Consider the following 25745-nt stretch of genomic DNA (forward strand, 5'->3'; position numbering starts at 1 on the left):
TGCCCCCGCTCGGCGTCGGGGCTCGGCCGAGCGGCCTCCGGCACTGCCCCGCCCCGGTCCGAGCGGCCCCCGGCGTGCCCCAGCCGGGTCGACAGGCCCCGGGGCCCGGGGGCGTCGGCCTGATGCGAACGCCGGGTCCCAGCCCTCGGGACCTGGGGCGCCCGGTCCGGTCCGAGCGACAGGACCTAGCCCTCGGCCTGGCGGATCGCGTCGCGGTAGGCGCGGGCCGCCGCTCTGAGGGCCGCCTCCGGGTCGACGCCCTCCGACTCGGCGCGCGCGGCCAGGGCCAGCAGGTCGTAGCCGATGCCCTCGACGGGCGGGAGCGGTATGTCCAGGCGGGCGGTGCGGACGCGGGAGGCCAGCTTGGCGGCGAGGGCGAGGCCGGGCTGGCCGAGGGGGATGCCCTCGGTGATCGAGGTGCGCTGCTTCTCGACCGCCTTGGTGCGAAGCCAGTGCTCCTTGACCTCCTCGGGGGTGGTCGCCGTCGCGTCGCCGAAGACATGCGGGTGGCGGTGGATCAGCTTGGCGACGATGCCGCCTGCCACGTCGTCGATGGAGAAAGGGTCCTCCCCATCCTCCGGGCGGCCCTCCTCGGCGATGCGGGCGTGGAAGACGACCTGGAGGAGGACGTCACCGAGCTCTTCGCGCAGTTCGTCGCGGTCGCCCTCCTCGATCGCCTCGACGAGCTCGTACGCCTCCTCGATGCCGTACTTGGCCAGGCCCTCGTGGGTCTGCTGCGAGGACCAGGGGCACTCGGCGCGGATGCGGTCCATGACCTGGACGAGATCGAGGAGGCGGGCGCCGGGGAGGTCGTAGGAGGCCGGCAGCAGCTCCAGCTCGGGCATGGCGATGCGGCCGGTGCCGGCGAGGCGTGCCAGGCCGTCGGTCAGGGCCGGTTCCCCCTCGCCCGTCGCCACCACGACCACCGTGTGCCCGCCGGCGCAGGCGTCGACCAGCTCCTGCGCGGTCGGGGACGCCTCGACGACGTCGATGCCGGCCTCGCGCAGATACGGCAGCTGCGGATGCGCGCCGTCCGCGCAGAGCACCCGGTCGGCCTCGTGCAGGGCCTGCCAGGCCGGCCAGGAGAGCAGGCCGGGGGCGACGCGGTGGCTGGTGGTGAGCAGGACGACGCGGCCGGGCGGGGCGGCCGCGTCGGGAGCGGTCCGCTCGGGGCCCGGGGTGGCTTCGGGGCTGTTGGCGTTCACGGTTCGAAGCTATCCCACGTCGCGGACAGCACCCGAAGTTATCCACAGGGGACGGTTGGGGGCCCCGGGAGTGTCCTCCGGGGTGTGCCCCGCGACCGGACTCCGGGGCTACGGGGTTCCGGGGACACGGGGACTTCTGGGGCGTGTGCTTCGGAACGGGCCCCGCCTGTCTACGTCCCCTGCTGCGTCCGGGCCACCGTGACGTCGCGGACCCACGGGGTCTTCGCGTCGGCGCGGCTGCTCTTCTGGACGTCCCAGGTGCCGTAGCGGGGGTTGAGGTCGACGTTCAGGTCCTTGGAGGCGTCGGAGAGGGCCTTCCAGAACTCGGGACGGTCGGTGCTCGTGCCGAGCTTCTCGGCGAGCTTCTGGGCCTCCAGCTGGAAGCGGAGGTTCTCGTCGAGCCGCTGCGGCGGGATGCCGTACTGCTGGAGCCATGTCGTCTCCAGCCCCTTGGCGCCGCCGGCCTGCTGCTCCAGGCCGGACCGCATCGCCTGGACCTCCTTGCGGGAGACGGTCACTCCGGCGTCCTGGGCGGCGCGGTGCAGCACCCGGTCCAGGACCATGGTGTGCAGGGTGTCGCGGGTGAGGGTGCCGGTCCGGGCGATGGCCTGCTGGTACTGGGCCTCGTCCTGGACGGCCGCCCGCTGGGCCGCGCGTACCTCGCCGACCCGCTCGTCCAGCTGGGAGACGGTGATGCGCTGGCCGCCCACCACGGCCGCCGCGCCGGGATGCGCGTCGTTCCCGCAGGCGGTGAGCAGGGGTGCCGCGGCGGCGATCGCGGCGGTGAGGACGAGCGCGGTACGACGGCGGCGGTGCAAGGAGACCTCCTGAGGAGTTTGTGCGACGGTGCACAAGGTCTTGCGGTGATCGATGGTAGGCAGTGACCAGGCTCTGGCCAACCCATTCGACCAACGATTCACCGGGACTTCGGGCACCGCCGCGCCTCAGCCCGGGCGCTGGTCAGCCGCGGACCTGCCCCAGCCAGTGCAGCGTCCGGCGGATCTCCGCGCCGAGCGGGTGCCCGGGGCCGTGGGTGCGCTCCACGTCGTGGAGGAGCCGGGCCAGGGTGTCGTGGGCCGCCCCGCGGTCGCCGAGGGCGAGCAGGAGGTGGCCGATCCTGCGGCGCACGTCGTGCGCCAGCTCCGGGCCCCCGGCGGCGACGTACTGGTTCTCGTAGTAGGGCAGCACCGCGCGGTACTCGGCGAGCGCCGCGGCCGGGTCGCCCAGCTGTTCGAGGCATTGGGCGGCCTCGTAGCGGAAGCGCAGGGCCTGGGGGTCGGCCTGGCCCGCCTCGGCGGCGCGTTCGTCGGCGAGGCGGCGCAGTTCGGGCAGCGCGCGCCGGTACTGGCCGTCGTCCAGGAGGGTCGCCGCGTACTGCTTGCGCAGGGTGCGCACGACCGGGGAGTGCGCGCCGTGCTGTTCCGCCGCGGCGGGCAGGATGCCGCCGAGGATGTCGACGGCCTGGGTGACGCGGCCCTCGCCGAGGAGCCGTTTGACCTCGTCGACGGCGCGGGCGATGTCCGTGTGCCCCGGAGCCTCGGTGACGGGCGTGGCGGGCGCGGGCCGGGGCGCCGGGGTGCGCGCACGATCCGGCCAGGGGGCGTGCGGACGCAGGAAGGGGCGGGTGGGATCGAGGGCCGCGCCGGTGGGTGTCCCGCGCGACGGCAGGAGCAGCTCCAGGTGTTCGTAGACCTCCTGCGCGGAGGCGGGCCGGTGCTGTGGGTCCTTGGCGAGCAGGCGCAGGACGAGGGCCTCCAGGGCCTCGGGCACCTCGGGGCGGATGCGGCGTACGGGCAGCGGCGGCTCGTACAGGTGCCGGTGCAGGACGCCGAGGACCGTGGAGCCGGAGAAGGGCACGTCGCCGCTGAGCAGTTCGTGCAGGACCACACCGAGCGCGTACAGGTCGGTGTACGGGCCGACGGCGCCGCCCATCGCCTGCTCGGGGGCCATGTAGGCCGGCGAGCCGATGGGGGTGCCGGTGTGGGTGAGCCGGGTGGTGTCCGCCTCCATCACGGACGCGACGCCGAGGTCGAGCACGGTGACGGTGCCGTCCTGCTTCACCATCACGTTGCGCGGCTTGAGGTCGCGGTGGACGATCGGCACGGCGTGCACGGCGCTCAGCACGGCGCACAGCTGCGCGGCGACCGCGACCGCCCACTGCCAGGGGTACGGAGTGTGCTCGGCGAGGTGACCGGCGAGGTCGGCCCCGTCGATGTACTGCATGACGAGGAACAGCTCCTCGCCCTCGCTGCCCGCGTCGTGCACGGTGACCAGGCCGGGGTGGTCGACCTGCGCGGTCACCCGGCACTCGCGCACGAAGCGGCGGCGCAGTTCCTCCGCGTCCTGGCCGGCCACCTTGTCGGGGCGCAGCAGCTTCACCGCCACACGGCGGTCGAGCCGCTGGTCGTACGCCGTCCACACCTGGCCCATGCCGCCCTGCCCGAGGACGGTGGACAGTTCGTAGCGGCCGGCGACGACTCGTCCTGCCGCCGCGGTCACCGTCCGTCCTCGTGGTCGCCGTCCCGGTGGCCGTCCCTGTGCCCGTCTCTGTGGCCGTCGCCCTCGTGCCGGCGCAGGTAGTCGCTGAGCTCGTCGAGTTCGGCGCGGACCTGGTCGATGCGGGCGGGGGCGGGTCGCTGGGGGACCGGGGGCGGCTGGATCGCACCCGGGGACGGCGGCGTGTCGTGCGCGGTGGGTGTGTGGGGCGCGGTGGGTGTGTGGGGCGGCGCGGCAGGTGTGTGGGGTGCGGCGGGCCGGGGGACGGGGGTGGACGTCGGGGCGTAGGGCGGCGCGGGGTGCGGGTAGCCGTACGGGGTGTGGGTGACGGTCGCCGCGTGGGGCGAGGCGTATCCGGTGAACCTTTGCCGCTCGGCGTGGTGGCCGATGTCCACGACGAGGAAGTAGATGGCGGCGCCCGCCCCGAGCAGCAGGATGACGGCCAGCGCGATGTCGGTGCGGACGTCGTCCTCCGGCAGGGAGCCGATGACGGCGAAGCAGACGATGGACAGCGGCAGGCTCACCCAGGCCAGCACCCAGTCGAGGGCCCGGCCGCGCAGGACGGCCACGCGGAACAGCGGTACGCAGGCCAGCACGCCGCACGTGAGGAAACCGGCGGCGGCGAACAGCACGCGCAGGGAGATGACCGTTGCCGCGCTGCGGGGAGGCGGCGCCGCGCCGTGGCCGTACATGACTGCTCCTGGACCGGTGTGACCGATGGGGACGGGTGTGCGAGTGACAGACCCTGTTGAGGATCCGAGCGTATAGCCCGACACGGACAAGGGGTCACGGGTTGTACCGAACCGTTGTCATGCTGATCACTTCGTGCGAACGGCCCGCCCCCGGCCCGGTCGTGGGCCGCGGCGCGCGTCACGTCCTACAGGGGGTGCCGCATCCACACGTTGGGCTCGACGTACACCGCGTATCCGCGCTCCGTCTCGCAGCGCACCGGCACCAGAGCGCCCGGCACCTCGATGTCGCCGTCGGTGTCGAAGGGCAGGCCGGTCCAGCGGCGCCAGTCCGCGAGCGGGGCGGCCACCGTCATCGACGCCGGCGCCACCGAGTCGACGGTGGCTCCGGCCCGGGCGTGGACCCGCAGCCAGGGGTCCTGGGGCAGGCCGTCGGGGCGGACGCGGTGGGCGTACTCCGCCATGGGCGTGTGCGGTTCCAGGTGCTTGCCGTTGGGGCGGACCGGTGCGACGACCTCACGGAAGCCGCGGGTCCGGGCGTTGTCGCGCAGGGCCGAGAGCATCACCCCGGACAGGCCGCGTCCCTGGGCGTGCGGGGCGACGGAGACCGAGATCGCGCTGACGGTGTCGGGCCCGACACCGCGCCGGAGGTCGGAGAACGCCCAGACCAGTACCGCGTCCCAGCCGTTGGCCGGCAGCCGGCCGCCGCGGTGTTCGGTGCCGAGGGCGAAGGGCACGCTGTAGGCGTTCGCCACGATCTCGCCCTGCTCGTCCTCGGCGAACAGGACGTACTCCGGGAGTTCGGCGGCGATCCGCGGAAAGTGGGCGGCGCCCACGAGGTCCTGGATCACGAACTCCGGCCAGCTGTCGGCCATCCCGACGACCCGCTCCAGCATGTCCGGGCGGTCGGCGAGGCTCGATATCTTCGGCTGCATGTGATCACGGTAGGCGGGGGCGCCGAACGCACGGAACCGAATTACCCGTCGGGCAGGGCCCGGTCGTCACCGACGGGCCGCCGGACAGCGGCTCGGCCGGGGTGGGCCGAGCGACCGCTGTGCGGGGTCGCTCACCCACCGCACTGTTTCAGCATCATCTCCTTGTCCGGTGCCGTCACGGGCAGTTCGTACTTCAGGGACACCTGGGCGAAGCGCACCGCGTAGGAGCAGCGGATCCGCTTGTCCGGGGGCAGCCAGGACGCCGGGCCGGAGTCCCCCTTCGAGCCGTTGGTCGGGCCGTCCACCGGGACGAGGTTGAGCGGGTCGTTGGCGATGGACTCCCGCTTGTCCTTGCTCCAGCGGGAGGCGCCCATCTGCCAGTCGTACGAGAGCGGCATGACGTGGTCTATCTGCACCTCGATCGCATGGGACTTGGTCCACTCGATGACCTTCCCGGTGTAGGGGTCGTGCAGCGTCATGGACGTGACGACGCAGTCCGATCCCGACCGGAACCGCAGGTCCTCCCCGTCCCGTTTCAACAGGTCGTTCCGCGAGTCACAGCCGTTGTGGGAGAAGGGGACGTCGCGCGGCGCAGAGTCCATCCAGGCGTAGCCGAACTTGTCGCGCTCGTAGCCCGTCCTGGGGCCGCGGCCCTTCGTCGCCACCTTCTCGATCAGGGCCCGCGCCCTCGCCTCGTCCGCGTCGGACGTGATGGCCGCCAGCCCCGGCTTGGTGCCGTCCGGGTTGTCCAGCGGGTTCACGGCCCGTCCGTCACCGGCGGCCGCCGCACCGGAGCCGGAGGGTCCGCCGCCGTCCGCGGGCGGGACCAGACCCTCGCAACCGGCGAGGGCCGAACCGGTGAACACCATCGCGACAGCCAGTGCCGCCCCACCCCTCAGACGCGTCACCCTGCGCCCCTCCTCTGTCTGCCTGTTCCGCTCCGGCCCGGGTTGCCGGTACCCGGTTCCCCGTTCCCCGTTCCACGGTATCCAGGAAGAGGCTCGGACCACATCGGACCTCAAGGCGCATACTTCGCCGTCCGCGGAGGTTCCGACGCATCTGCCGTGGGCGGCTTCCCACGTCCCGGCCGTGCGTCCCCACGTGGGGCGACATCTGGTGCGCACAGGCCGGCCGCTCGTCTGCGGATCGGTGAACTCGCCGCGGCGACCGGCACGTCACCTCGCACCCTGCGCCACTACGAGCAGGCGGGCCTCATCACCTCCGAGCGGGCCGCGAACGGCTACCGCCTGTACGACGCCGGTGCGGCCGTGCGCGTCCGCAACATCCGGCAACTGCTCGACGTGGGGCTGACGCTCGACGACGCACGGGTGTTCCTGCCGTGCCTGGACGGCGACGTCACGGCGGGACCCGCCTCCGGGAAGGGGCTGCGGGTGGCCGCAGACCGTCTGGCGGTACTGGAGGCCCGTATGGCAGCGCAGGTCACGGTCCGCGACCGACTCGCGGAGGCCTTGCGCCGGGCCGACGGCGGCACATCGCACGACCGGTGGCCCGACCGCGGCACACCACAGGACCGGTGGCCCGACCGCGGCACACCCGCCCGACCGGTGGCCTGACGGCCGCTCAGCGAGGCCCCGGGGGGGCGTCGGTGACGCCCCCCGCCCTCCGCCGGGTCACCGAGGGGGCGGCACCGCCCCCCGTCCCTCAGTGCCTCACGACCCCAGCACCGACGTCAGGAACTCCCCGACCCACGCCAGCAGTTCGCGTCCGACCAGCGGCTTGCCGCCCACCTTCGCGGTCTTCGGGCGCGGCACCAGCACCTGGTGGACCGCCGGCTTGATGACCACCCCCGGGTAGAGCCGCTTGAGCCGCAGCTCCTGCGACTCGCGCAACTCCACCGGGGCGAAGCGGATGTTGGTGCCCTGCAACACGATCTCGCCGACCCCGCACGCCCGCGCGAACATCCGCAGACCGGCGACGAGCAGCAGGTTCTCCACCGGCTCGGGCAGCTTGCCGTAGCGGTCGACGAGCTCCTCGCGGACCGCCTTGATGTCCTCCTCCGAGTTGGCGGAGGCGATGGCCCGGTACGCCTGGAGGCGCAGGCGCTCACCCGGCGCGTAGTCGTGCGGGACGTGCGCGTCGACCGGCAGCTCGATCTTCACCTCGAGCGGCGGTTCCTCCTCGATCTCACCGGTCTCCAGCTGGCGCCGGTAGTCCGCCACGGCCTCGCCGACCATCCGCACGTACAGGTCGAAGCCGACGCCCGCGATGTGACCGGACTGCTCGCCGCCGAGCAGGTTGCCCGCGCCGCGGATCTCCAGGTCCTTCATCGCCACGTACATGCCGGCGCCCATCTCCGTGTGCTGGGCGATGGTCGCGAGCCGCTCGTGCGCGGTCTCGGTCAGCGGCTTCTCCGGCGGGTAGAGGAAGTAGGCGTAGCCGCGCTCGCGGCCGCGGCCCACCCGGCCGCGCAGCTGGTGGAGCTGGCTCAGCCCGAAGTTGTCGCCGCGCTCCACGATCAGGGTGTTGGCGTTGGAGATGTCGATGCCGGACTCCACGATCGTCGTGGACACCAGCACGTCGAACTTCTTCTCCCAGAAGTCGACGACGACCTGCTCCAGCGCCTGTTCCGACATCTGCCCGTGGGCGGTGGCGATGCGCGCCTCGGGGACGATCTCGCGCAGCCGGGCCGCCGCGCGGTCGATCGACTCGACGCGGTTGTGGATGTAGAAGACCTGGCCCTCGCGCAGCAGCTCACGGCGGATCGCGGCGCCGATCTGCTTCTCCTCGTAGGGGCCGACGAAGGTGAGCACCGGGTGGCGCTCCTCCGGCGGGGTGGTGATCGTCGACATCTCGCGGATGCCGGTGACCGCCATCTCCAGGGTCCTGGGGATGGGGGTCGCGGACATCGTCAGCACGTCCACGTTCGCGCGGAGCTTCTTCAGCTGCTCCTTGTGCTCGACGCCGAAACGCTGCTCCTCGTCGACGATGACCAGGCCCAGGTCCTTGAACTTCGTCTCGGACGAGAACAGGCGGTGCGTGCCGATGACGATGTCGACGGAGCCCTCGCGCAGGCCCTCCAGGACCGCTTTCGCCTCGGTGTCGGTCTGGAAGCGGGACAGGGCCTTCACGTTGACCGGGAACTGCGCGTAGCGCTCGCTGAACGTCCCGAAGTGCTGCTGCACCAGCAGCGTCGTGGGCACCAGGACGGCCACCTGCTTGCCGTCCTGGACGGCCTTGAAGGCGGCGCGAACCGCGATCTCGGTCTTGCCGTAGCCGACGTCGCCGCAGATCAGGCGGTCCATGGGGACCGTCTTCTCCATGTCTTCCTTGACCTCGGCGATGGTGGTGAGCTGGTCGGGCGTCTCCGCGTAGGGGAAGGCGTCCTCCAGTTCGCGCTGCCAGGGGGTGTCCGCCCCGAAGGCGTGCCCGGGGGCGGCCATGCGCGCGCTGTACAGCTTGATGAGGTCGGCGGCGATCTCCTTGACGGCCTTCTTCGCGCGGGCCTTGGTCTTCGTCCAGTCGGCGCCGCCGAGGCGGTGCAGGGTGGGGGCCTCGCCGCCGACGTACTTGGTGATCTGCTCCAGCTGGTCGGTGGGGATGTAGAGGCGGTCGCCGGGCTGGCCGCGCTTGGCGGGGGCGTACTCGACGACCAGGTACTCGCGGGTGGCGCCCTGCACGGTGCGCTGCACCATCTCGATGTAGCGGCCCACGCCGTGCTGCTCGTGGACGATGTAGTCGCCCGGCTCCAGGGTGAGCGGGTCGATGGTCTTGCGGCGGCGCGCGGGCATGCGGGCGCCCTCGCGGCCGGACGCCTTCTGGCCCGACAGGTCCGTCTCGGTCAGGACGGCGAGTCGGAGGGCGGGGTCGACGAAGCCGTGGTCGATCGAGCCGCACGCCACGTGCACGACGGACGGGGAGATCTCGGCGAGGTCGGAGTCGAGGCGGGCCGCGATGCCCTCGCCGCCCAGCACCTCGACCGTACGGGCCGCCGGGCCGTGGGCCTCGGTGACGAACACGGCGCGCCAGCCGTCGGCGAGCCAGCCCTTGGTGTCGGCGAGGGCCTTGGCGGTGTCGCCGCGGTAGGTCTCCGGGGCGTGCATGCCCAGCTTGAGGGTGTCCCCCGCGGCGTCGGCGCCGTAGCTCTCGGTGAGCTCCTCGTCCGCGGCGAACGGCGAGACCGACCACCACATCATGTCCAGCTCGCGGGCCCGGTCCCGGACGTCCGCGATGGACCACAGGGAGGCCGCGCCGACGTCGATGGGCGCCTCGCCGCCGCCGGCGGTGGCCGCCCAGGAGGCCTGGAGGAACTCCTGCGAGGTGGCCACGAGGTCCGACGCGCGCGTGCGCACCCGCTCCGGGTCGCAGACGACGGCCATGGCGCCCTTGGGCAGCACGTCGAGCAGCAGCTCCATGTCGTCGACGAGGACGGGCGCGAGGGACTCCATGCCCTCGACGGCGATGCCCTCGGCGATCTTGCCGAGCAGTTCGCCGAGCTCGGGGTGCTGTTCGGCCAGGGCGGCCGCGCGGGTGCGGACGTCCTCGGTGAGCAGCAGCTCGCGGCAGGGCGGCGCCCACAGGCCGTGCTCGGCGACCTCCAGGGAGCGCTGGTCGGCGACCTTGAAGTAGCGGATCTCCTCGACGTCGTCGCCCCAGAACTCGACACGCAGGGGGTGTTCCTCGGTGGGCGGGAACACGTCGAGGATGCCGCCGCGCACAGCGAACTCGCCGCGCTTCTCGACGAGCTCCACGCGCGCGTAGGCGGCGGCCGCGAGGGCGTCGACGACCTGCTCCAGGTCGGCGCTCCAGCCCGTCCTCAGGGCGACCGGCTCCAGGTCTCCGAGGCCCTTGACCTGCGGCTGGAGCACGGATCTGACGGGTGCGACGACGACCGAGACGGGGCCGGTCTCGGGGTCGTCGGGGCGCGGGTGGGCCAGTCGGCGCAGCACGGCCAGGCGGCGGCCCACGGTGTCGCTGCGGGGGCTGAGCCGCTCGTGCGGGAGCGTCTCCCAGGACGGGTACTCCACGACCCCCTCGGGGGGCAGCAGGGAGCGCAGGGCCGCGGCCAGGTCCTCCGCCTCACGGCCCGTCGCCGTGACCGCCAGCACCGGGCGGCCGGTCTCCCGGGCCAGGGCGGCGACCGCGAAGGGGCGGGCGGCAGGGGGGCCGACCAGGTCGACGTGCATGCGGTTGCCGTCTGCGGCCGCCCTGATCGCTTCGGCGAGGGCGGCGTCCTTGACTACGGCGTCGAGCAGACCGTGCAGGCTCATTCGGGGGCTTTCCGTCCAGGGGGGTGGGCAACACCACGGGCCCGACGCGCGCCGCGGGCCGGGGGGTCTCCAGCGTACGACGACGCACGGCCGGGCGGCGGGGCTGTGGATGACGCCCCCGGTGTGACATGCCTTCATCGCTCCGCGAAGGCGGCAGCACAGCACCCGGCGCCGGAAAGTCCTGGACCGGACTTCCCGGCGCCGGGTCCCCCGCAACCCCCGTGTGCGGTGGTTCTCGGCGACGGCCCGCTACTCCGTCGCGATGGCGTTGAGGACGTTCATCCGGCCCGCCCGGAACGCCGGGACCAGGGCGGCGAACAGGCCCACGAACGCCGAGCCGATGAAGACGCCGATGATCGTCGGCCAGGGGATGTCCAGGACGCCCATGCCCTCCAGGGCGAGCAGCTGCTGCGCGGTGGCGCCCCAGCCCATGCCCAGACCGAGGCCCAGCAGGGCACCGAAGAGGGCGATGACGACGGACTCCATGCGGATCATGCGGCGCAGCTGGCGGCGGGAGAGGCCGATCGCCCGCATCAGGCCGATCTCCCGGGTGCGCTCCACCACCGACAGGGCCAGGGTGTTCACCACACCGAGGACGGCGACGATGATCGCCAGGGCCAGCAGGCCGTAGATCATGTTGAGCAGCTGGCCGATCTGGTCCTTCAGGGCGTCCTTGTAGTCGGTCTGGTCGCGCACGACGTACTGCGGGTAGTCGTGCAGCGCCGACTTCAGGGACGTGTAGGCGGCGTCCTGCTGCCCCTCCTTGGCGCTGGCGAAGACCAGCGAGTCCAGCGGCATCTTGTCGGCCGGGACGTACTTGGCCATCGTCGAGATGGAGGTGTACATCGCGCCGGCGTCGATCACGACGTCGCTGCTGGTGATCGCCCGTACGGTCAGGTCGGCCGCGGAGCCGTCCTTGAAGGCGACCTTGATCTTGGACCCGAGGGTGATGCCGTGGTCCTTCGCGAACTTCTCGTGGACCGACATCGAGTCGGGCTTGTAGGCGTCGGGGAGCTTGCCGGCGACGGTCTCGGTGCGCAGGTCGGTCGCGTACGACGGGTCGGCCGCGGTGATCGACGTGTCCTTGAGCGTCTTGCCGTCGGGGGTGGTGAAGTCGGCCTCGCCCTGCTTGTACTCGGTGACCCGCTCGACGTCCGGTGCGGACTTGGCGGCCTCGACGGCCTGCGGGGTGATCAGCTGGCCGCGGTCGTGCTGGATGATGAAGTCCGTGCCGACGGTTTTGTCGAGCTGGTCGGTGGCGGACGCCACCATGGAGGAGCCGACCACGGACAGGCACGCCACCAGGGCGAGGCCGATCATCAGGGCGGCGCCGGTCGCGCCGGTGCGGCGCGGGTTGCGCAGGGCGTTGCGCTCGGCCATGCGGCCGACGGGGCCGAACATGCGCAGCAGGACGGCGCCCAGCACGCGGACCACGGCGCCGGCGAGCAGCGGGCCGATGACGACGAAACCGATCAGCGACAGCACCACGCCGAGGCCGAGCCACATCGAGCCGTCCTTGGCCTTGTCGGCAGCGGCCGCGAGGTACAGCGCGAAGCCGCCGGTGCCGGTGAGGACGGTGCCGATCGCGGCCCGGATCCAGCCGGCCTTGGCGTCCGCGGGGGCTCCCGCGTCGCGCAGGGCGGCCATCGGGGAGATCTTGCCGGCGCGCCGGGCGGGCAGGTAGGCGGCCAGGACGGTGACGACCACGCCGAGGACGAGGCCGACCACGGGGGTCGTCCAGGCGACGGTCAGGTCGTCGGTGGACAGTTCCATGCCCACCGTGCCCATGACCTTCATCAGGCCGACGGCGAGGCCGACGCCCGCGGCGACGCCGAGCACCGATCCGACGACGCCGAGCAGCAGCGCCTCGGCCAGCACGGAGCGGTTGACCTGCTTGCGGGAGGAGCCGATGGCCCGCATCAGGCCGATTTCACGGGTGCGCTGGGCGACCAGCATGGAGAAGGTGTTGATGATCAGGAAGATGCCGACGAGGAAGGCGATCCCGGCGAAGCCGAGCATCGCGTACTTCATGACGTTCATGAAGCTCGCGACGCCCTTCTGGTTGGCGTCGGCGGTCTCCTTGGCCGTCTTCACCTGGAATCCGGCGCCGAGTTCGGCTCGGACGTTCTTCTTCAGCTGTGCGTCGCTGACGCCGGCGGCCGCGGTGACGTTCACGTTGGTGTAGACGTCGCTCTCGCCGACCAGGGCCTGCTGGGCGGTCTCGGTGTCGAGGTAGAAGATCGCGGCGCCGGGGTTGGTGACGGTGAAGTCGGCGATGCCGGAGATCTTCGCCTCGTGCGTGCCGACCGCACTGATCACGCCGATCTCGTCGCCGAGCTGCAGCTCGTGCTTGTCGGCGGTGTCGGCGTCGACCATGATCTGGTCGGGGCCCTTGGGCGCCGCACCGGAGGTGATCTTCATGGTGCGGGCGTCGGTGTCGTTCCAGTTGCCCACGATCGTCGGGGCGCCGCTGGAGGGCGACAGGTTGTCCTTGTCGCCGTCGACGACGGTCACGGACGTGGAGAACACCGTGCCCTCGGCCGACTTCACGCCCTGCGCCTTGCGGACCTCGCCCAGCACGGAGGCCGGCATGACCGGCGGCTTGCCGTTGTCGGAGGTCGTCTCCCCGGTGTCGGAGGCGCCCTTGGCGCTCACCGTCACATCGGAGGAGGTCGCCGCGAAGAGCTTGTCGAACGTGGTCGACATGGTGTCCGTGAAGACGAGCGTGCCGCAGACGAAGGCGACCGACAGCAGGACGGCGATCGCGGAGAGCGCCATCCGCCCCTTGTGCGCGACGAAGTTGCGCATCGAGGTCTTCATGACGGTCATGACGTGCGCCCCCGGGCGTCGAAGTCCTTCATGCGGTCGAGCACGGCGTCCGCGGTCGGCTTGAACATCTCGTCGACGATGCGGCCGTCGGCGAGGTACAGCACCCGGTCCGCGTAACTGGCCGCCACCGGGTCGTGGGTGACCATCACGATGGTCTGGCCCAGCTCATCGACGGACCGGCGCAGGAAGCCGAGAACCTCGGCGCCGGCGCGGGAGTCGAGGTTGCCGGTCGGCTCGTCCCCGAAGATGATCTCGGGCCGGGCGGCGAGGGCCCGGGCCACGGCGACGCGCTGCTGCTGGCCGCCGGACAGCTGGGTGGGCCGGTGCTTGAGGCGTTCGGCGAGCCCGACCGTCTCCACGACCCGCGCCAGCCACTGCTTGTCCGGCTTGCGGCCCGCGATGTCCATGGGCAGCGTGATGTTCTCGATCGCGTTCAGCGTCGGCAGCAGGTTGAACGCCTGGAAGATGAACCCGATCCGGTCCCGGCGCAGTTGCGTGAGCTTCTTGTCCTTCAGACCGGTGATCTCGGTGTCGTCGAGGTAGATCTGGCCGCCCGTCACGGTGTCGAGGCCGGCCAGGCAGTGCATGAGGGTGGACTTGCCGGACCCCGAGGGGCCCATGATCGCGGTGAACTGGCCGCGTGCGATGTCCACGTCGACATGATCGAGGGCGACGACCCGGGTCTCACCGGACCCGTACGCCTTCACGACCTGCCGCGCCCGTGCGGCAACGGCCGTACGCCCTCCAGTACCCCCGTGCCTGGGAATGGTCACAGCCGAAGTCACGGTATGTCTCCTATATCGGTCAGCAGATGGTGAAGACGGTCGCCCCATCGGCAGCCGTCGTGTGCGGTGCCGGATCAGGAATCCGTCCGACGTGGGTCAGTCTCTCGGTGGGGAGGGGTCCCGCGCCCTGGTGTGCAGCGCAGTCTTTTGCTGTGGAAAACCCCACCCCCGCCGGTGTCCGTACCGCCCCCCCGGCGGCGTAAAGCCAGGTTAAGGAAGGCGCCCTCGCCGTCTCGTCCTCCGTCGGTACGAACCCTCCCCAGGTCGTAGTACGGAGGTACCCCTAGGGGCACTCCATCGATGGGTGGAGGCCGTCTCAGGGTTCGCTCCACTCGTCGGCCCACTCAGGCTCCACCCTCCCGCCGCGTCAAGGTCAAGTGGGAAGCTGTCCGCGGCAGGTAGGTGCAAGGGGCAGACATACGACGGGACCCATGGCGCGGGCGCGGCCGGGGCCGAGGGGAGGGCACCGGGGTGGGCAGTACCCGTTCCACGGCACGCGAGGCCGCACGTTCCGCCACGGCCGGCCGGCGCGGAGCCGTCGTCGCGGCGCTGATGCTGTCGATGGCGCTGGCGGCGCTCGACGCGACCATCGTCTCGACCGCCGTTCCGCAGATCGTCGGGGACCTCGGCGGCTTCTCCGTCTTCTCCTGGCTGTTCTCCGGCTATCTGCTGGCCGTGACCGTCACCCTGCCGGTGTACGGCAGGCTCTCCGACACCTTCGGCCGCAAACCGGTGCTCATAGCGGGCTCGGTGCTGTTCCTGCTCGGGTCCCTGCTGTGCGCGCTGGCCTGGAACATGGGGGCGCTCATCGCGTTCCGGGTCGTGCAGGGGCTGGGCGGCGGCGCGCTCCAGGGGACCGTGCAGACCCTCGCCGCGGACCTGTATCCGCTGAAGGAGCGGCCCAGGATCCAGTCGAAGCTGTCCACGGTGTGGGCCGTGTCCGCGGTCGCCGGGCCGGGCCTGGGCGGAGTGCTCGCCGCGTACGCGGACTGGCGGTGGATCTTCCTGATCAATCTGCCGATCGGCGCGGTCGCGTTGTGGCTGATCGTCCGTCACCTGCACGAGCCGGAGCGGCAGGCCTCCGGGCACGCGCGCGTGGACTGGGCGGGCGCACTCGCGGTGTTCGCCAGCGGCGGGGTGCTGCTCACGGCGCTGGTGCAGGGCGGAGTGGCGTGGCCGTGGCTGTCGGCGCCCTCCCTGGCGCTGTTCGGCGCGGGGCTCGCCCTGGTGGCGGTCGTGGTGCTGGTGGAGCGCCGGGCCGCGGACCCGATCATCCCGGGCTGGGTGTGGCGGCGCCGTACGATCGCCGCGGTCAACCTGGCCCTGGGCGCGCTGGGTCTGCTGATGGTCGCCCCGTCGGTCTTCCTGCCCACGTACGCCCAGTCGGTGCTGGGTCTCGCGCCCGTGGCCGCCGGATTCGTGCTGTCCGTGTGGACGTTGAGCTGGCCGGTGTCGGCGGCCCTGAGCCAGCATGTGTACCGCAGGATCGGCTTCCGCAACACGGCGATGCTGGGCATCGGCACGGCCGCCCTGATCCTCTTCGCGTTCCCCTTCCTGCCCTACCCCGGGCAGGCGTGGCAGCCGACGCTGCTGATGCTGCTGCTCGGCGCCGCACTGGGCCTGTTCCAGCTGCCGCTCATCGTCGGGGTGCAGTCGACGGTGGGATGGGCGGAGCGCGGCACCACGACGGCGTCCGTGCTGTTCTGCCGCCAGACCGGCCAGACGGTCGGCGCGGCGGTGTTCGGTGCGGTCGCCAACGGGGTGCTGGCCGCACGGCTCGGCGGTGCGGGCGACCTGGACTCGGTGACGCGGGCGCTCGACTCGGGCGGCGCGCCGGAGGCGACCCGGCGGGCCATCGCCGACGCGGTGCACGCGGTCTACCTGGGAGCGGCGTGCGCGGCGGCCCTGGCGTTCCTGGTGCTGCTGTTCCTCGCACCCCGGAAATTCCCCGTGCTGAACGACTGAACGTCCGTATCGTCGCGCCCATGGTTACCTTGGAGCCCCTGGGGGCGGAGCACGCGGAGGCACTGCTGGCCTTCGAGCGGGAGAACCGGGCCTGGTTCGCCCGCACGGTGCCGGACCGCGGGGACGCCTTCTTCACGGCGGCGGGGTTCGCCGCGCGCCTTCGGGCACTCCTCGACGAGCAGCACGCGCGCGTGTGCCGCTTCCACGTGGTCCTGGCGGAGGACGGCGATCTGATCGGCCGCGTGAATCTGATGGACCTGGTGGACGGCAGCGCCGAACTCGGCTACCGCGTCGGGCAGCGGGCCGCCGGCCGGGGCGTGGCGACGGCAGCGGTCGCGCAGGTGTGCCGACTGGCCGTCACCGACTACGGCCTGACGTCCCTGACCGCGGTCACGACACTGGACAACGCGGCGTCCCTGAGGGTCCTGACCCGCAGCGGCTTCACACGGGTGGAGAACACGACGGTGGATGGACGACCGGGGGTCCGCTACGAGCGCCGGCTCCTCGACGCATCCCCCGACGGCCCCTGACATCAACTTCGGTGTGCGTGCGGGCCGTTCGGAACCGCACCGGACCGGTCGGCGACCGGCCTTCCGGGCGGCGCCCGACGACGGCACCGAAGTGCCGGTGTCCGTGACGCCGACCCACCTCGCCCGAAACGCCACGAGCTGCGAGAAGAACGAGTCAACGCGAGTAACACCCGAGGTCGGAAAGGTAAGTGGATACCGACCGATCAGTTTGTCCAAACCCTCGCGCCGGACCCCTGCCCCGAAGTAGCGTGCGTGGCTCCCGCCCCCCACCTCCCTGCGGTCCGCCGCACCGGAAACAACCCTCGCAAGGAGCACCGGGATGTCCTACGACTCGTCCCCGCCCCACCCGTACCGACCACCCGATCCACCCGCGTCCTACGACCCGTACACGTACCACACCTACCCCTGGGCACCGCAGGAGGAGCCCGAAGCGGCCGGCCGGCGTCCCCAGCGGCACGCCGCGCTGGGGCAGCACAGCGACCTGCGGCTCCTGCGCAGCGCCTACCGCTGGCAGCGGCGCGTGGCCACGCTCACCGCCCTCGGCTACTTCGTCCTCTTCCTGATCCTGTCGGCGTTCGCACCGTCGTTCATGACGAGCAGCGTCACCGACGGCCTGCCCACCGGACTGCTGCTCGCGCTCCTCCAGGTCCCCGTGACCTGGCTGGCGATCGCCCTGTACGAGCAGACGGCCCGCCACCGCGTCGACCCGATCGCGGACCGCATACGCCGGCATGCCGAGCTGGACGCGAAGCGGGAGGGCACCCGGTGACCACCGATTTCAGCGGTAACGCCCAGACGATGTCCCTGGTCGGCTTCTCCGCCGTCGCCACGGTCACGCTGCTGCTGTGCGTGATGACGGGCCCGGACCGGGACGACCTGGACGAGTTCTACACCGGCTACAGCTCCCTGTCGCCCATGCGCAACGGCCTGGCGATCGCCGGCGACTACATCTCCGCCGCGACCGTCCTCGGCACCGGCGGCGTCATCGCGCTGTTCGGCTACGACGGTGTCGTGCTGGCGCTGAGCACGGCACTGTCGCTGATGCTCATGATGTTTCTGCTGGCCGAACCACTGCGCAACGCGGGCCGGTTCACCATGGGCGACGCGCTGACCCGCCGGATGCCGGGACGCGGTGTCCGCATCGCGGCCTGCGCGGTGACCCTGGCGGCGCTGCTGCCGCTGATGCTGGTGCAGTTGGCGGGGACCGGGCAGCTGATGGCGTTCATCCTCGGCTTCTCCGGCGAGTCCCTGCAGACCGGCTGCATCATCGGCGTGGGCGTGCTGATGATCAGCTACGCGGCGATCGGCGGGATGAAGGGCACCGCCCTCATCCAGATCCTGAAGATCGTGATGCTGCTCGGCTCCGGCATGGTCGTCGCGGTGCTGATCCTGAACCGGTTCGACTGGGACCCGGGAGCGCTGTTCGGCGCCGCCGCCCGGAACAGCGGCGTGGGCTCGGCGTTCCTCTCCTCGGGCCTGCAGTTCGCCGGCGGCCCCAGCCCCGAACTGGACATGATCACCGCACAGCTGACGGTCGTCCTCGGGGGCGGCGTCCTGCCGCACGTCACCATGCGCATGTACACGGCCTCCAGTGCCCGGCAGGTGCGCCGCTCGATGTCCTGGGCGGTGTCGGGTGTGGCCCTGTTCGTGCTCGTCATCACGGTCGTCGGGTTCGGAGCGACCGCGCTGGTCGGGCGGGAACTGATCGCGCAGGTCGACCCGCAGGGCAACACGGCGTACCTGCTGGGCTCGCAGGCGGCGTTCGGCGCGGACGTGTCGTCGGCGGAGACGTTCCTGTTCACGACCATCACGACGGCGGTCTTCCTCACGCTGCTCGCCTCCGTCGCCGGAATGATCCTGGCCTGCGCCAACTCCCTGGCGCACGACGTGTTCGCGGCCCGGGTGCAGGAGATGTCACCGCGCCGCGAGATGACGGTGGCGCGGCTGTCGGCCCTGGCCGTGGGCCTCCCCGCGGTCCTCCTGGCCACCCAGGTCCAGCACCGCAGCCTGCAGCCGCTGGTGACGCTGTCCTTCTGCCTGGGGGCCTCGGCCATCGCGCCCGCGCTGGTCTACAGCCTGTTCTGGCGCCGCTACACGCGAACGGGCCTGCTCAGCACCCTCATCGGCGGCTCCCTTGCCGTCCTGCTGCTGATGCCGGGCACCAACCTGGTCTCCGGCTCACCCGTCTCGGCCTTCCCCGAGGCCGACTTCAACTGGTTCCCGTTCACCACCACGGGCCTGCTCTCCATCCCTCTGGGCTTCGCCTGCGGCTGGCTGGGCACGGTCGCGTCCGGCCGGCGGAAGTCGGAGGAACAACGCCACCAGTACGAGGCGGTGGAGGGCTGGATCCTGGCGGGAGCGGCACGCAGGGACCACTGACCCGGACGGCACGGCGACCGCCACGATCCGCCGTGCCGCCGAGCGGGGGCGGACGGGCCTGAACCGGCCAACGGCTCGACCTACCTGGCCCCCGCTCCCGACGGTGACGACGGAGGCACGTCCCACCTGGACCGACCCGGCCGCCTGTCGCCCGCGGTGGTGACGGCGGCGGTGGTGACGGCGGCGGCACGTCCGCCTCCGACCGGTCCGGCCACCCGCCGCCCGAGGTGGTGATGGCGGCGGCATCTCCCCGGGCGGCGCGGACTTCGGTCCAGGCGCGCGGCCCGGACCGGTGGCACCTCGGGCGGCGGGCCGAGGCAGGGGGGCATGCCGGCCGGCTGTCCGCGAGGTCGCCCGCTCACCCCCCTTCCCCTCAAGCGGTCGTCGGTGTCACTCCGCCGCCACCCGGCCCACCCACGCCGTCAGGCTGTCGTGGACGTGGGCGATGTGGGCGAGGGTCTCGTCGCGTTGTGCGGTGTGTGCGCGGAGAAGGCGGTCGGTCTCCTTCTCGACCGCTTCCACCTGCTCGTGGGCCCGGGCGACCTGTTCCGCCGCACGGGCCCGGGCTTCCTCCTCCACCTCGCGGGCAGAGTCCCCCGCGTCGGCGAGGGCCTGCTCCGCCTCGGACAGCGCGTCCTGGGCGCCCGACAGCGCCACCTCGTCACGCGCGTCGAGCTCCGCCCCCCGGGCGGTCTCCTCCCGCTCCGTCCGCGCCCACCGCTCGGCGCGCTCCTTGTCCTGCTCGGCCAGCATCCCGGAGGTGCGCTGCCGCATCTCCCGCAACGCGGCCAGGGCCTCGCCCCGCTCCTCCTGCGCCTCGCGCCGGGCCGCGCCCCGGATCTCGTCGGCCTCGGCCTGGGCGGCGAGCAGCCGCTGCCGGGCCCGCTCGTCGGCGTCGGCGCGCACGGCATCGGCCTGCGCCCGGGCGGACTCGCGCACCTCGGCCGCGGACGCCCGCGCCCCGTCGACGAGGTGCCGCGCCTCCCGGCACGCCCCCTCCCGTACGGCGGCGGCCTCCTCCTCGCCGAGTGCGAAGAGCTGCTGCGCCCGTTCCCCGAGGGTCTCGTACGTCTGCGGGGCCAGCCGGGCCACGGCCTCGCGCAGCCGCCCCAGTTCCTCATCCATCCGCCGGGCGAGCACCGTCAGCCGGGCCGCCCTCTCCCAGGCGGCGTCCCGGTCCGCGCAGAGGGTCTCGGCGTACTGGTCGACCTGCTCGGGACGGTAGCCGCGTCCCCGCACGGCCGTGAAACCGTGCGGGGACACCGTCGCGCCGCTCATCCGGACCCCTCTCCACCACAGAACGTGAAGTCGCGCTAGAAATGGGATGGTTTCGCGCACATCTTGGTGGATCAGACGGAAGTGTGCATAACGCGACACTCCGCACGCGGGTCACGGGCCCGGAGAGCAGAGAGTTCCCTCTCGTCGAAGTGGGCGGCCACCTCGGCCCACAGCGCGTCCGGCACCGGCTCCCCTGAGAGGTCGGACAGCCTCGTCATCGCCTCGGTCAGCTTCAGCGCGGCGCGCTCGGCGTCCGAGAAGAAGGGCGCGTTGCCTGCAAGATCTGCCTTCTGGGTCCGCGGTGCTTCGCTGTCCCTGCACTGACGGAACGGCGGGCGGAGATGTGACAGCCCGGCGCGCAGGTTCCTCACGCGGGCACGAAAGAGCCGGGCCCGGTCGCGCGAACGACCGGACCCGGCTCCCCGAGGCACGTCGGCGGCACCGCCTCAGCGGCGACGCATCACAGCAGCCCGTCCCACATCTGCTCCAGCAGGACCGACCACCAGCTCTCCGGCGATCCCAGCGCCGCCGGGTCGAGCGCGGCGAGCTGGGCCTGGAAGTCGACGGTCCAGCGGCCCGCCTGCTCCTGGTTCAGCCCGAACCGCAGCCGCCACATCCGCCCCAGCAGGGCGAGGCAGCGGGCGAATTCCGGCAGCCCGGTGTTCACGAACTGCGGCGGCACCGGCGCCCCGCCCGGCCCGGCCTCCACCGGCACGGCCACGATGTTCGCCGTGCCGTACTGCACGCAGATCGCCTTGCCGAAGTCGCTGCCCATCACCAGGTAGGAGCCCGCGTCCGAGGCCGGCTGCACACCCCGCTCGGCCGCCAGCTCCGCCAGCGTCGGAACGGGCCGCCCCGGCTGGGCCTGCGCCCAGAAGAACGGGCCCATGTCCATCGGCAGTCCGGCCGCCACCAGCGTGTGCGCCACGATCGGCGGCACACCCTGCCGCGACACGGCGGCCTGCTCGAACCGGAACACGCCCGGCCCGAACGCCGCGCCCAGCTCCTGCCCGATGGCCTCCGGCGGAATCGGCGGAGCCGCCTGCACCGGCGGCAGCGGGGCACGCACCGGAGCCGGACGCGCCGGGCCGTCCGCGACCTGGTGCAACTCGCCCTGGTGGGCCAGCAGCTGCTGCATGCCCTGCTGCCGGCTCGCGTGGTCCGTGCCGTACGGCGCGATACTCGTGATGCGCGCCTGCGGCCACTGCTCCCGGATCATCCGTGCGCAGTACGCACCCGGCAGCTCGCACGACTCCAGCTCGGTGTGCAGCTCCAGCACCTGGTCCGGGGGCACGTTCAGGACCCGCAGCTCATGGAAGATCTGCCACTCCGGGTGCGGCGTGCCCGGCGCCGAACGCCGGATCAGCTGCTGCTCGGAACCGTCCTGCGCGCGGTAGCGCAGCACGGCCTGGTAGCCCGGGCCGACGGTCGGCTGCCCGGTGGGCTGCTGCGGATAGCCGTACGCCGGAGGCTGCCCGGGACCGGGCGGCGGCACCGCACCGGGGGGCACGGCACCCGGCGGCATCGCGCCCGGCGGCACACCGGGAGGCACCGCTCCCGGCATCCCGGGCGCCATCCCGGGCGGCATCGGCTGCGCACCGGGCGTACCAGGGGCGCCGGGGGGTGCACCGGGGGCCTGCGGCGGCGGGGGCACGCCGGGGCCGCCCGCCGGGGGCGCGGCCAGCACGGTCTCCGCGTGGTGCACGGGACCGGGACCGCCGGGAGCACCCGGGGCACCAGGAGGGCGCGGACCCCCCGGCGCGCCTGGCGCGTGGGGAGCGCCCGGGCCAGGCGCACCCTGCGGCTGGGGCGCACCGGGCGCACCCGGAGGACCCGGCGGCTGCGGGGCGCCCGGGCCCATGCGACCGGGGTCGGCGAGCATCGTGGCGGCGTGGTGGACACCGCCGGGCGGCGTACCGCCCGGGGCACCCGGAGGCTGCGGCGCGCCCGGAGGACCGGGCTGGTTCGGCGCACCGGACGGCGGCACCCCGGGGCCGCCGGGAACACCCGGGCCTGCCTGCGGAGCCCCCGGAGCACCCGGCGGCGGCAGCGGCGCGCCCGCTCCCGAGGAGTCCCCGGCCGGGCCCGGACCGTCCGGCCCGAGCGCCGACACCATCTGCGTGGGCACGTATCCGCCCGCGGGAGTACCCGGCGCCCCGGGCCCCGACGGCGGGGGCGTACCGCCCCGCTGGGCACCGGGCGTCCCCGGGGCGCCCGGAGGAGGCGGAGTGGAGGGGCCCGTCCCCCGCCGCCCGGGCGGCGGAGCGGCCTTGCTGGTCGCGGCGTCGGCGATGTCCCCGGCGTTCCGAGCGGCCCCCGGCCCGGCCGGCGGCTGCGGCGCGGCGGCCGGCGGCGGCGTGCTGCCCGGCGGCTGCGGATACCCGTACGGCTGCCCACCGGGCACGGGCGGCGGGGTACTGCCCTGCGGCACACCCCCGGGCGGCGTCCCCGGCACGGGCGGAGCGCCCGCCGGGCCCGCCGGACTCCCCGGCCCGCCGTGACCGGCGCCTCCAGGGGCGGGCGCCGCCCCCGAGCCCTGCGCGTTCGGGTCGTCCACCGCCGGCGACAGCGCCGTCGGCGGAAGCCCGCTGCCGCCCGACATCAGCGTCGTCTTGGCCTCGGGCATCGTGGAACGCGGCGGAGCGTCGCCGTCGTCCTCACTCAGCGGCGGCGCGAAGACCGTCGCCGGCAGCGGCACGGAACGGTCCTCGCCCGCGTCCGCGGTGGTGTCCGTACCGGCCCAGGGCGTCGCCCCCTCCGGCACACCCGGCGCGCCCGGAGACCCGGGAGCACCCGCGTCGGCCCCGGAGTCGCCGCCGGCCGCCGGCCACGACGTCCCACTGCCCGACGCCGCAGGCGCACGCTGCGCGTCCCCGCCACCGGCCGAGACCCCGCCGACCGCCGCACCGGAACCAGTACCGGCCCCGTCAGCAGGACCCGAAGAGCCGGCAGCAGAAGCCTCCTGAGCCCCGGCCCCGGCGCCCGCACCCCGCCGGTCAGGAATCCCCAGCTTGTCCGCCGCGTCCTGCAACCACTCCGGCGGAGTCAGCAGGAACGACGTCTGATTCAGATCCACCCGGGCGGCGGGCGCCGCCGGAGCCGGCTCGTCCGCCGCGTCCGGACGGCCGTACTCCTCCTCGTACCGGCGGATCACCTCACCCACCGGCAACCCCGGCCACAGCGTCGCCTCGCCGCTGTCCCGCGCGATCACCAGCCGCTGCGCACCACCGTCCGACCGCGGCCCGTCCGCCCGGTCCTCGGCCCACACCACGAACCCGAGATCGAACTCCCGCACCCGCACCTCACGATGCTGGTACGACGGCACGTCCCCGTTGATCCACTCTTCCGCGCGCTCCTGCGCCTGCGCGAAGGTCACCATCGCCGACCTCACTCCCCCACTGCCGAGGACGACACCGCACCCACCGGCACCACACGCGCGAACCCACCGTCCACCATCAGGTTCGCCACCGTCTCCAACTCCGGCGGATTGCCCGCCAACCGCGACAGAAAGACGTCGAAGTCGTCACCGCACGGCAGCAGCAACCGCTCCACCCGCTCCGCCGGCGGCACCGAGGGGTCCGCGTCCCGCGCGTCGTCGTACGCGCAGAACCACACCGAGCCGATCCGCTCGCCCTTCACCTTCACGGCCAGCAACCCGCCCTGGACGAACGCGATCCCCAGATAGTCCTTGGTCAGATGGTCACGCAGACACTTGTTGACGTAGACGAGGTCGTTGACCGCCGCCTCGTCCCGCACCGTGAAGAACGGCTGATCGACCAGCAGCCCCAACTCCGCGTCCAACGCGGCCCCCACCGGCGCACAACCGCCCGCCGCCTTCAGGAACGACCGGTACGCACCCGGCAGCCGGTAGCCGAGGTCCTCCTCGACACCCTGCACCTGCGACTCGGTCACCGCGACCCCCGACTTCGGCAGCCCGAAGTGCGCCGGACGCGTCTCCTGCAACGGCCGCGTGCCGCGCTTGGCATGGTCCACGCCCGACGTCGCCACACCCCCGTGATGCCGCAGCAGCGCCTTCACCTCGACCGGGACCAGCTCCAGCCGCCGCGTGCCCACCACGTGGTGCCACGTCCAGCCGTGCGGCGTCGCCACCGCCGGCACCGTGTCCCACAACTCGTGCCCGGACGCCGACAACGCCGTGTTCGCCGACACGTAGTCCGTCAGCCGCAACTCGTCGACACCGAAACCCTCCGGCGGCTCCGCGATCTCCGCGGCCGCCCGGGCGTACGCCGAGAAGTCGGGGTAACCACGCTCGTCGACCCGTACCCCTCTCGGGTGACGGGCCGCCCGCACCGGATCCGGGAAATGCACGACCTGCCCGGCGTAGGCCGCGTTCGGCGGCGCGGCTTGCTGCCCGAGCCGACCTGTCGTCATGGCGGTTGCCCCCTGCGGCACTCTGTACGACCCGTATTGACCACCCTTGGCGCACTACGAACCGTATCGACTGTCACGTCTGTTTCGACTTCACTGCACTTCACCGCACGCGCCGACCCGAAGGATCTCCCTCCGGTTCACGGCATCGATCTCCGAACGGATCACCGCATCGCCCGCGGTGCCGACAGCCTATGCGGTGCGACGACACCGGTCACCGGCACCGGTCGGCACCCCCTCCGCTTCCGTGACCAGGCGTCACCCCACCGTGACGACACAACCCGCTACGGGCGTGTCGCCGCGCCCCAGCTTCCGCACAAGCCACGGCATTTGGCAGTCTGTGACCCCCGGGGGGATGCACGGAGGGGAAGACGATCATGAACGCGACGCAGACGGGGCCACACACCGGCAGGTCCGCCGACCCACGAAACGGCGACCCCACCGGCGGCAGCCACGACACCGGCCCCGCAGCCGGCCACCCGCGCATCGGCGACCCCCGCAGCAGGAACCCGCACCACGCCGACCCCCGCACCGGTGACCCCCGCATCGGCTGGAGCACCACCGAAGCCGCCCACGCCCCCGCCCTCCTGCACCGCCGCGACGGCATCCTCCCCACCATCGCCGCCGCCCTCTCCGTCCGCGGCGCCACCCTCACCGGCACCGCCGCCCGCGGCGACACACCCCCCACCCTGCACCCCCTCGTCCAGGACTTCCTCGACACCCTCCCCAGTGCCCAGCGCGACCGCTACACCGGCCGCTGCGCCGAAACGATCCTCATCTCCCGGCACATCGCCGCCGCCGACACCGCACGCAGCAAACGCGCCGCGCGCAAACCCATGACCAACGGCGAAGCGCGCAAAGCCCTCAAGCAGGCCAAACTCACCACCCGACGCATCCGCGAGGACGGCGACCCCCTCCACGGCAGCTTCGCCACCCCCTGCCGCGCCTGCACCGCGCTCAGCGCCCACTTCGGCGTCCGCATAGTCGATCCGGCGTCCCAGAACACCTGACGCCTCCCCACCCCCACACCGCACCAC

General features: G+C 72.9%; 18 protein-coding genes and 1 pseudogene. 6 read left to right on the plus strand and 13 right to left on the minus strand.

Annotation, left to right across the window (positions count from 1 at the left end):
- Positions 1-185: 185 nt before the first annotated feature.
- From ACFZDI_RS24885 to ACFZDI_RS24910, 6 genes are all read right to left on the minus strand, one after another.
- Complete coding sequence (locus ACFZDI_RS24885; RefSeq protein WP_391253347.1) at positions 186-1205, minus strand: nucleoside triphosphate pyrophosphohydrolase; 1020 nt, start codon at positions 1203-1205, stop codon at positions 186-188.
- 170 nt (positions 1206-1375) lie between these two features.
- Positions 1376-2023, minus strand: coding sequence for a SurA N-terminal domain-containing protein (locus ACFZDI_RS24890; RefSeq protein WP_391253349.1), 648 nt, complete (start codon positions 2021-2023; stop codon positions 1376-1378).
- A gap of 142 nt (positions 2024-2165) precedes the next feature.
- Entirely contained in the window at positions 2166-3662 is a 1497-nt protein-coding gene (locus ACFZDI_RS24895) for a protein kinase (protein ID WP_344367635.1), read from the minus strand.
- Between the two features lie 38 nt (positions 3663-3700).
- Positions 3701-4393, minus strand: coding sequence for a hypothetical protein (locus tag ACFZDI_RS24900; RefSeq protein ID WP_391253351.1), 693 nt, complete (start codon positions 4391-4393; stop codon positions 3701-3703).
- A gap of 185 nt (positions 4394-4578) precedes the next feature.
- Positions 4579-5325, minus strand: a complete 747-nt coding sequence (locus ACFZDI_RS24905; protein ID WP_391253353.1) for an N-acetyltransferase — start codon at positions 5323-5325, stop codon at positions 4579-4581.
- 131 nt (positions 5326-5456) lie between these two features.
- Complete coding sequence (locus ACFZDI_RS24910) at positions 5457-6194, minus strand: DUF1524 domain-containing protein (protein WP_391253886.1); 738 nt, start codon at positions 6192-6194, stop codon at positions 5457-5459.
- A 270-nt stretch (positions 6195-6464) separates the two neighbouring features.
- Here ACFZDI_RS24910 and ACFZDI_RS24915 point away from each other — a divergent pair, with 270 nt between their 5' ends.
- On the plus strand, positions 6465-6899 hold the full coding sequence (locus ACFZDI_RS24915) for a MerR family transcriptional regulator (protein WP_391253887.1): 435 nt from the start codon (positions 6465-6467) through the stop codon (positions 6897-6899).
- Positions 6900-6995: 96 nt separating this feature from the next.
- Here the strand turns inward: ACFZDI_RS24915 and mfd are convergent, their stop codons facing one another.
- The 3 genes from mfd to ACFZDI_RS24930 all read right to left on the minus strand — a co-directional run bounded on the left by mfd (position 6996) and on the right by ACFZDI_RS24930 (position 14167).
- Positions 6996-10553, minus strand: a complete 3558-nt coding sequence (mfd, locus tag ACFZDI_RS24920; protein ID WP_391253355.1) for a transcription-repair coupling factor — start codon at positions 10551-10553, stop codon at positions 6996-6998.
- A 249-nt stretch (positions 10554-10802) separates the two neighbouring features.
- Positions 10803-13382 carry an FtsX-like permease family protein gene (locus ACFZDI_RS24925; RefSeq protein ID WP_391253357.1) on the minus strand — a complete coding sequence of 860 codons (2580 nt, stop codon included), beginning with the start codon at positions 13380-13382 and terminating at the stop codon, positions 10803-10805.
- Positions 13379-14167, minus strand: coding sequence for an ABC transporter ATP-binding protein (locus ACFZDI_RS24930; protein WP_234850118.1), 789 nt, complete (start codon positions 14165-14167; stop codon positions 13379-13381). The genes ACFZDI_RS24925 and ACFZDI_RS24930 overlap by 4 nt, the downstream gene beginning before the upstream one ends.
- Before the next feature lie 471 nt (positions 14168-14638).
- Here ACFZDI_RS24930 and ACFZDI_RS24935 point away from each other — a divergent pair, with 471 nt between their 5' ends.
- From ACFZDI_RS24935 to ACFZDI_RS24950, 4 genes are all read left to right on the plus strand, one after another.
- Positions 14639-16132 carry an MFS transporter gene (locus ACFZDI_RS24935; RefSeq protein WP_234850119.1) on the plus strand — a complete coding sequence of 498 codons (1494 nt, stop codon included), beginning with the start codon at positions 14639-14641 and terminating at the stop codon, positions 16130-16132.
- A 20-nt stretch (positions 16133-16152) separates the two neighbouring features.
- The gene (locus tag ACFZDI_RS24940) at positions 16153-16662 is read left to right on the plus strand and encodes a GNAT family N-acetyltransferase (protein ID WP_391253360.1); all 510 of its coding nucleotides are present in this window, start codon (positions 16153-16155) and stop codon (positions 16660-16662) included.
- Positions 16663-16981: 319 nt separating this feature from the next.
- A complete protein-coding gene (locus ACFZDI_RS24945) occupies positions 16982-17431 on the plus strand; it encodes a DUF485 domain-containing protein (RefSeq protein WP_234850121.1) in 450 nt (149 codons plus the stop codon).
- Complete coding sequence (locus ACFZDI_RS24950) at positions 17428-19041, plus strand: cation acetate symporter (RefSeq protein ID WP_234850122.1); 1614 nt, start codon at positions 17428-17430, stop codon at positions 19039-19041. Before ACFZDI_RS24945 ends, ACFZDI_RS24950 begins: the two co-directional genes overlap by 4 nt.
- 390 nt (positions 19042-19431) lie before the next feature.
- Here ACFZDI_RS24950 and ACFZDI_RS24955 read toward each other — a convergent pair whose 3' ends face one another.
- The 4 genes and pseudogenes from ACFZDI_RS24955 to ACFZDI_RS24970 all read right to left on the minus strand — a co-directional run bounded on the left by ACFZDI_RS24955 (position 19432) and on the right by ACFZDI_RS24970 (position 24711).
- On the minus strand, positions 19432-20319 hold the full coding sequence (locus ACFZDI_RS24955) for a cellulose-binding protein (protein ID WP_391253362.1): 888 nt from the start codon (positions 20317-20319) through the stop codon (positions 19432-19434).
- 122 nt (positions 20320-20441) lie between these two features.
- Positions 20442-20588 (minus strand): annotated as a pseudogene (locus ACFZDI_RS24960) (carboxymuconolactone decarboxylase family protein); the annotation flags it as partial.
- A 191-nt stretch (positions 20589-20779) separates the two neighbouring features.
- Positions 20780-23698 (minus strand): SUKH-4 family immunity protein, encoded by a 2919-nt coding sequence (locus tag ACFZDI_RS24965; RefSeq protein ID WP_391253364.1) that lies wholly within the window; start codon positions 23696-23698, stop codon positions 20780-20782.
- An 8-nt stretch (positions 23699-23706) separates the two neighbouring features.
- Complete coding sequence (locus ACFZDI_RS24970) at positions 23707-24711, minus strand: SMI1/KNR4 family protein (protein ID WP_234850943.1); 1005 nt, start codon at positions 24709-24711, stop codon at positions 23707-23709.
- A gap of 374 nt (positions 24712-25085) precedes the next feature.
- On the opposite strand from ACFZDI_RS24970, the gene ACFZDI_RS24975 reads away from it, so the two are divergent.
- Complete coding sequence (locus tag ACFZDI_RS24975; protein ID WP_344367954.1) at positions 25086-25718, plus strand: YwqJ-related putative deaminase; 633 nt, start codon at positions 25086-25088, stop codon at positions 25716-25718.
- Positions 25719-25745 lie beyond the last annotated feature (27 nt).

This window comes from Streptomyces sp. NPDC007907, assembly GCF_042959365.1.
Lineage (GTDB): Bacteria > Actinomycetota > Actinomycetes > Streptomycetales > Streptomycetaceae > Streptomyces > Streptomyces indiaensis.

What these genes read in the sequence shown, in the direction of transcription:
- ACFZDI_RS24900 (WP_391253351.1), bottom strand. Translation starts at nt 4,393, where the DNA reads ATGTACGGCCACGGCGCGGCGCCGCCTCCCCGCAGCGCGGCAACGGTC.
- ACFZDI_RS24905 (WP_391253353.1), bottom strand. Translation starts at nt 5,325, where the DNA reads ATGCAGCCGAAGATATCGAGCCTCGCCGACCGCCCGGACATGCTGGAG.
- ACFZDI_RS24910 (WP_391253886.1), bottom strand. Translation starts at nt 6,194, where the DNA reads ATGGTGTTCACCGGTTCGGCCCTCGCCGGTTGCGAGGGTCTGGTCCCG.
- mfd (WP_391253355.1), bottom strand. Translation starts at nt 10,553, where the DNA reads ATGAGCCTGCACGGTCTGCTCGACGCCGTAGTCAAGGACGCCGCCCTC.
- ACFZDI_RS24925 (WP_391253357.1), bottom strand. Translation starts at nt 13,382, where the DNA reads ATGACCGTCATGAAGACCTCGATGCGCAACTTCGTCGCGCACAAGGGG.
- ACFZDI_RS24940 (WP_391253360.1), top strand. Translation starts at nt 16,153, where the DNA reads ATGGTTACCTTGGAGCCCCTGGGGGCGGAGCACGCGGAGGCACTGCTG.
- ACFZDI_RS24945 (WP_234850121.1), top strand. Translation starts at nt 16,982, where the DNA reads ATGTCCTACGACTCGTCCCCGCCCCACCCGTACCGACCACCCGATCCA.
- ACFZDI_RS24955 (WP_391253362.1), bottom strand. Translation starts at nt 20,319, where the DNA reads ATGAGCGGCGCGACGGTGTCCCCGCACGGTTTCACGGCCGTGCGGGGA.
- ACFZDI_RS24965 (WP_391253364.1), bottom strand. Translation starts at nt 23,698, where the DNA reads ATGGTGACCTTCGCGCAGGCGCAGGAGCGCGCGGAAGAGTGGATCAAC.
- ACFZDI_RS24970 (WP_234850943.1), bottom strand. Translation starts at nt 24,711, where the DNA reads ATGACGACAGGTCGGCTCGGGCAGCAAGCCGCGCCGCCGAACGCGGCC.
- ACFZDI_RS24975 (WP_344367954.1), top strand. Translation starts at nt 25,086, where the DNA reads ATGAACGCGACGCAGACGGGGCCACACACCGGCAGGTCCGCCGACCCA.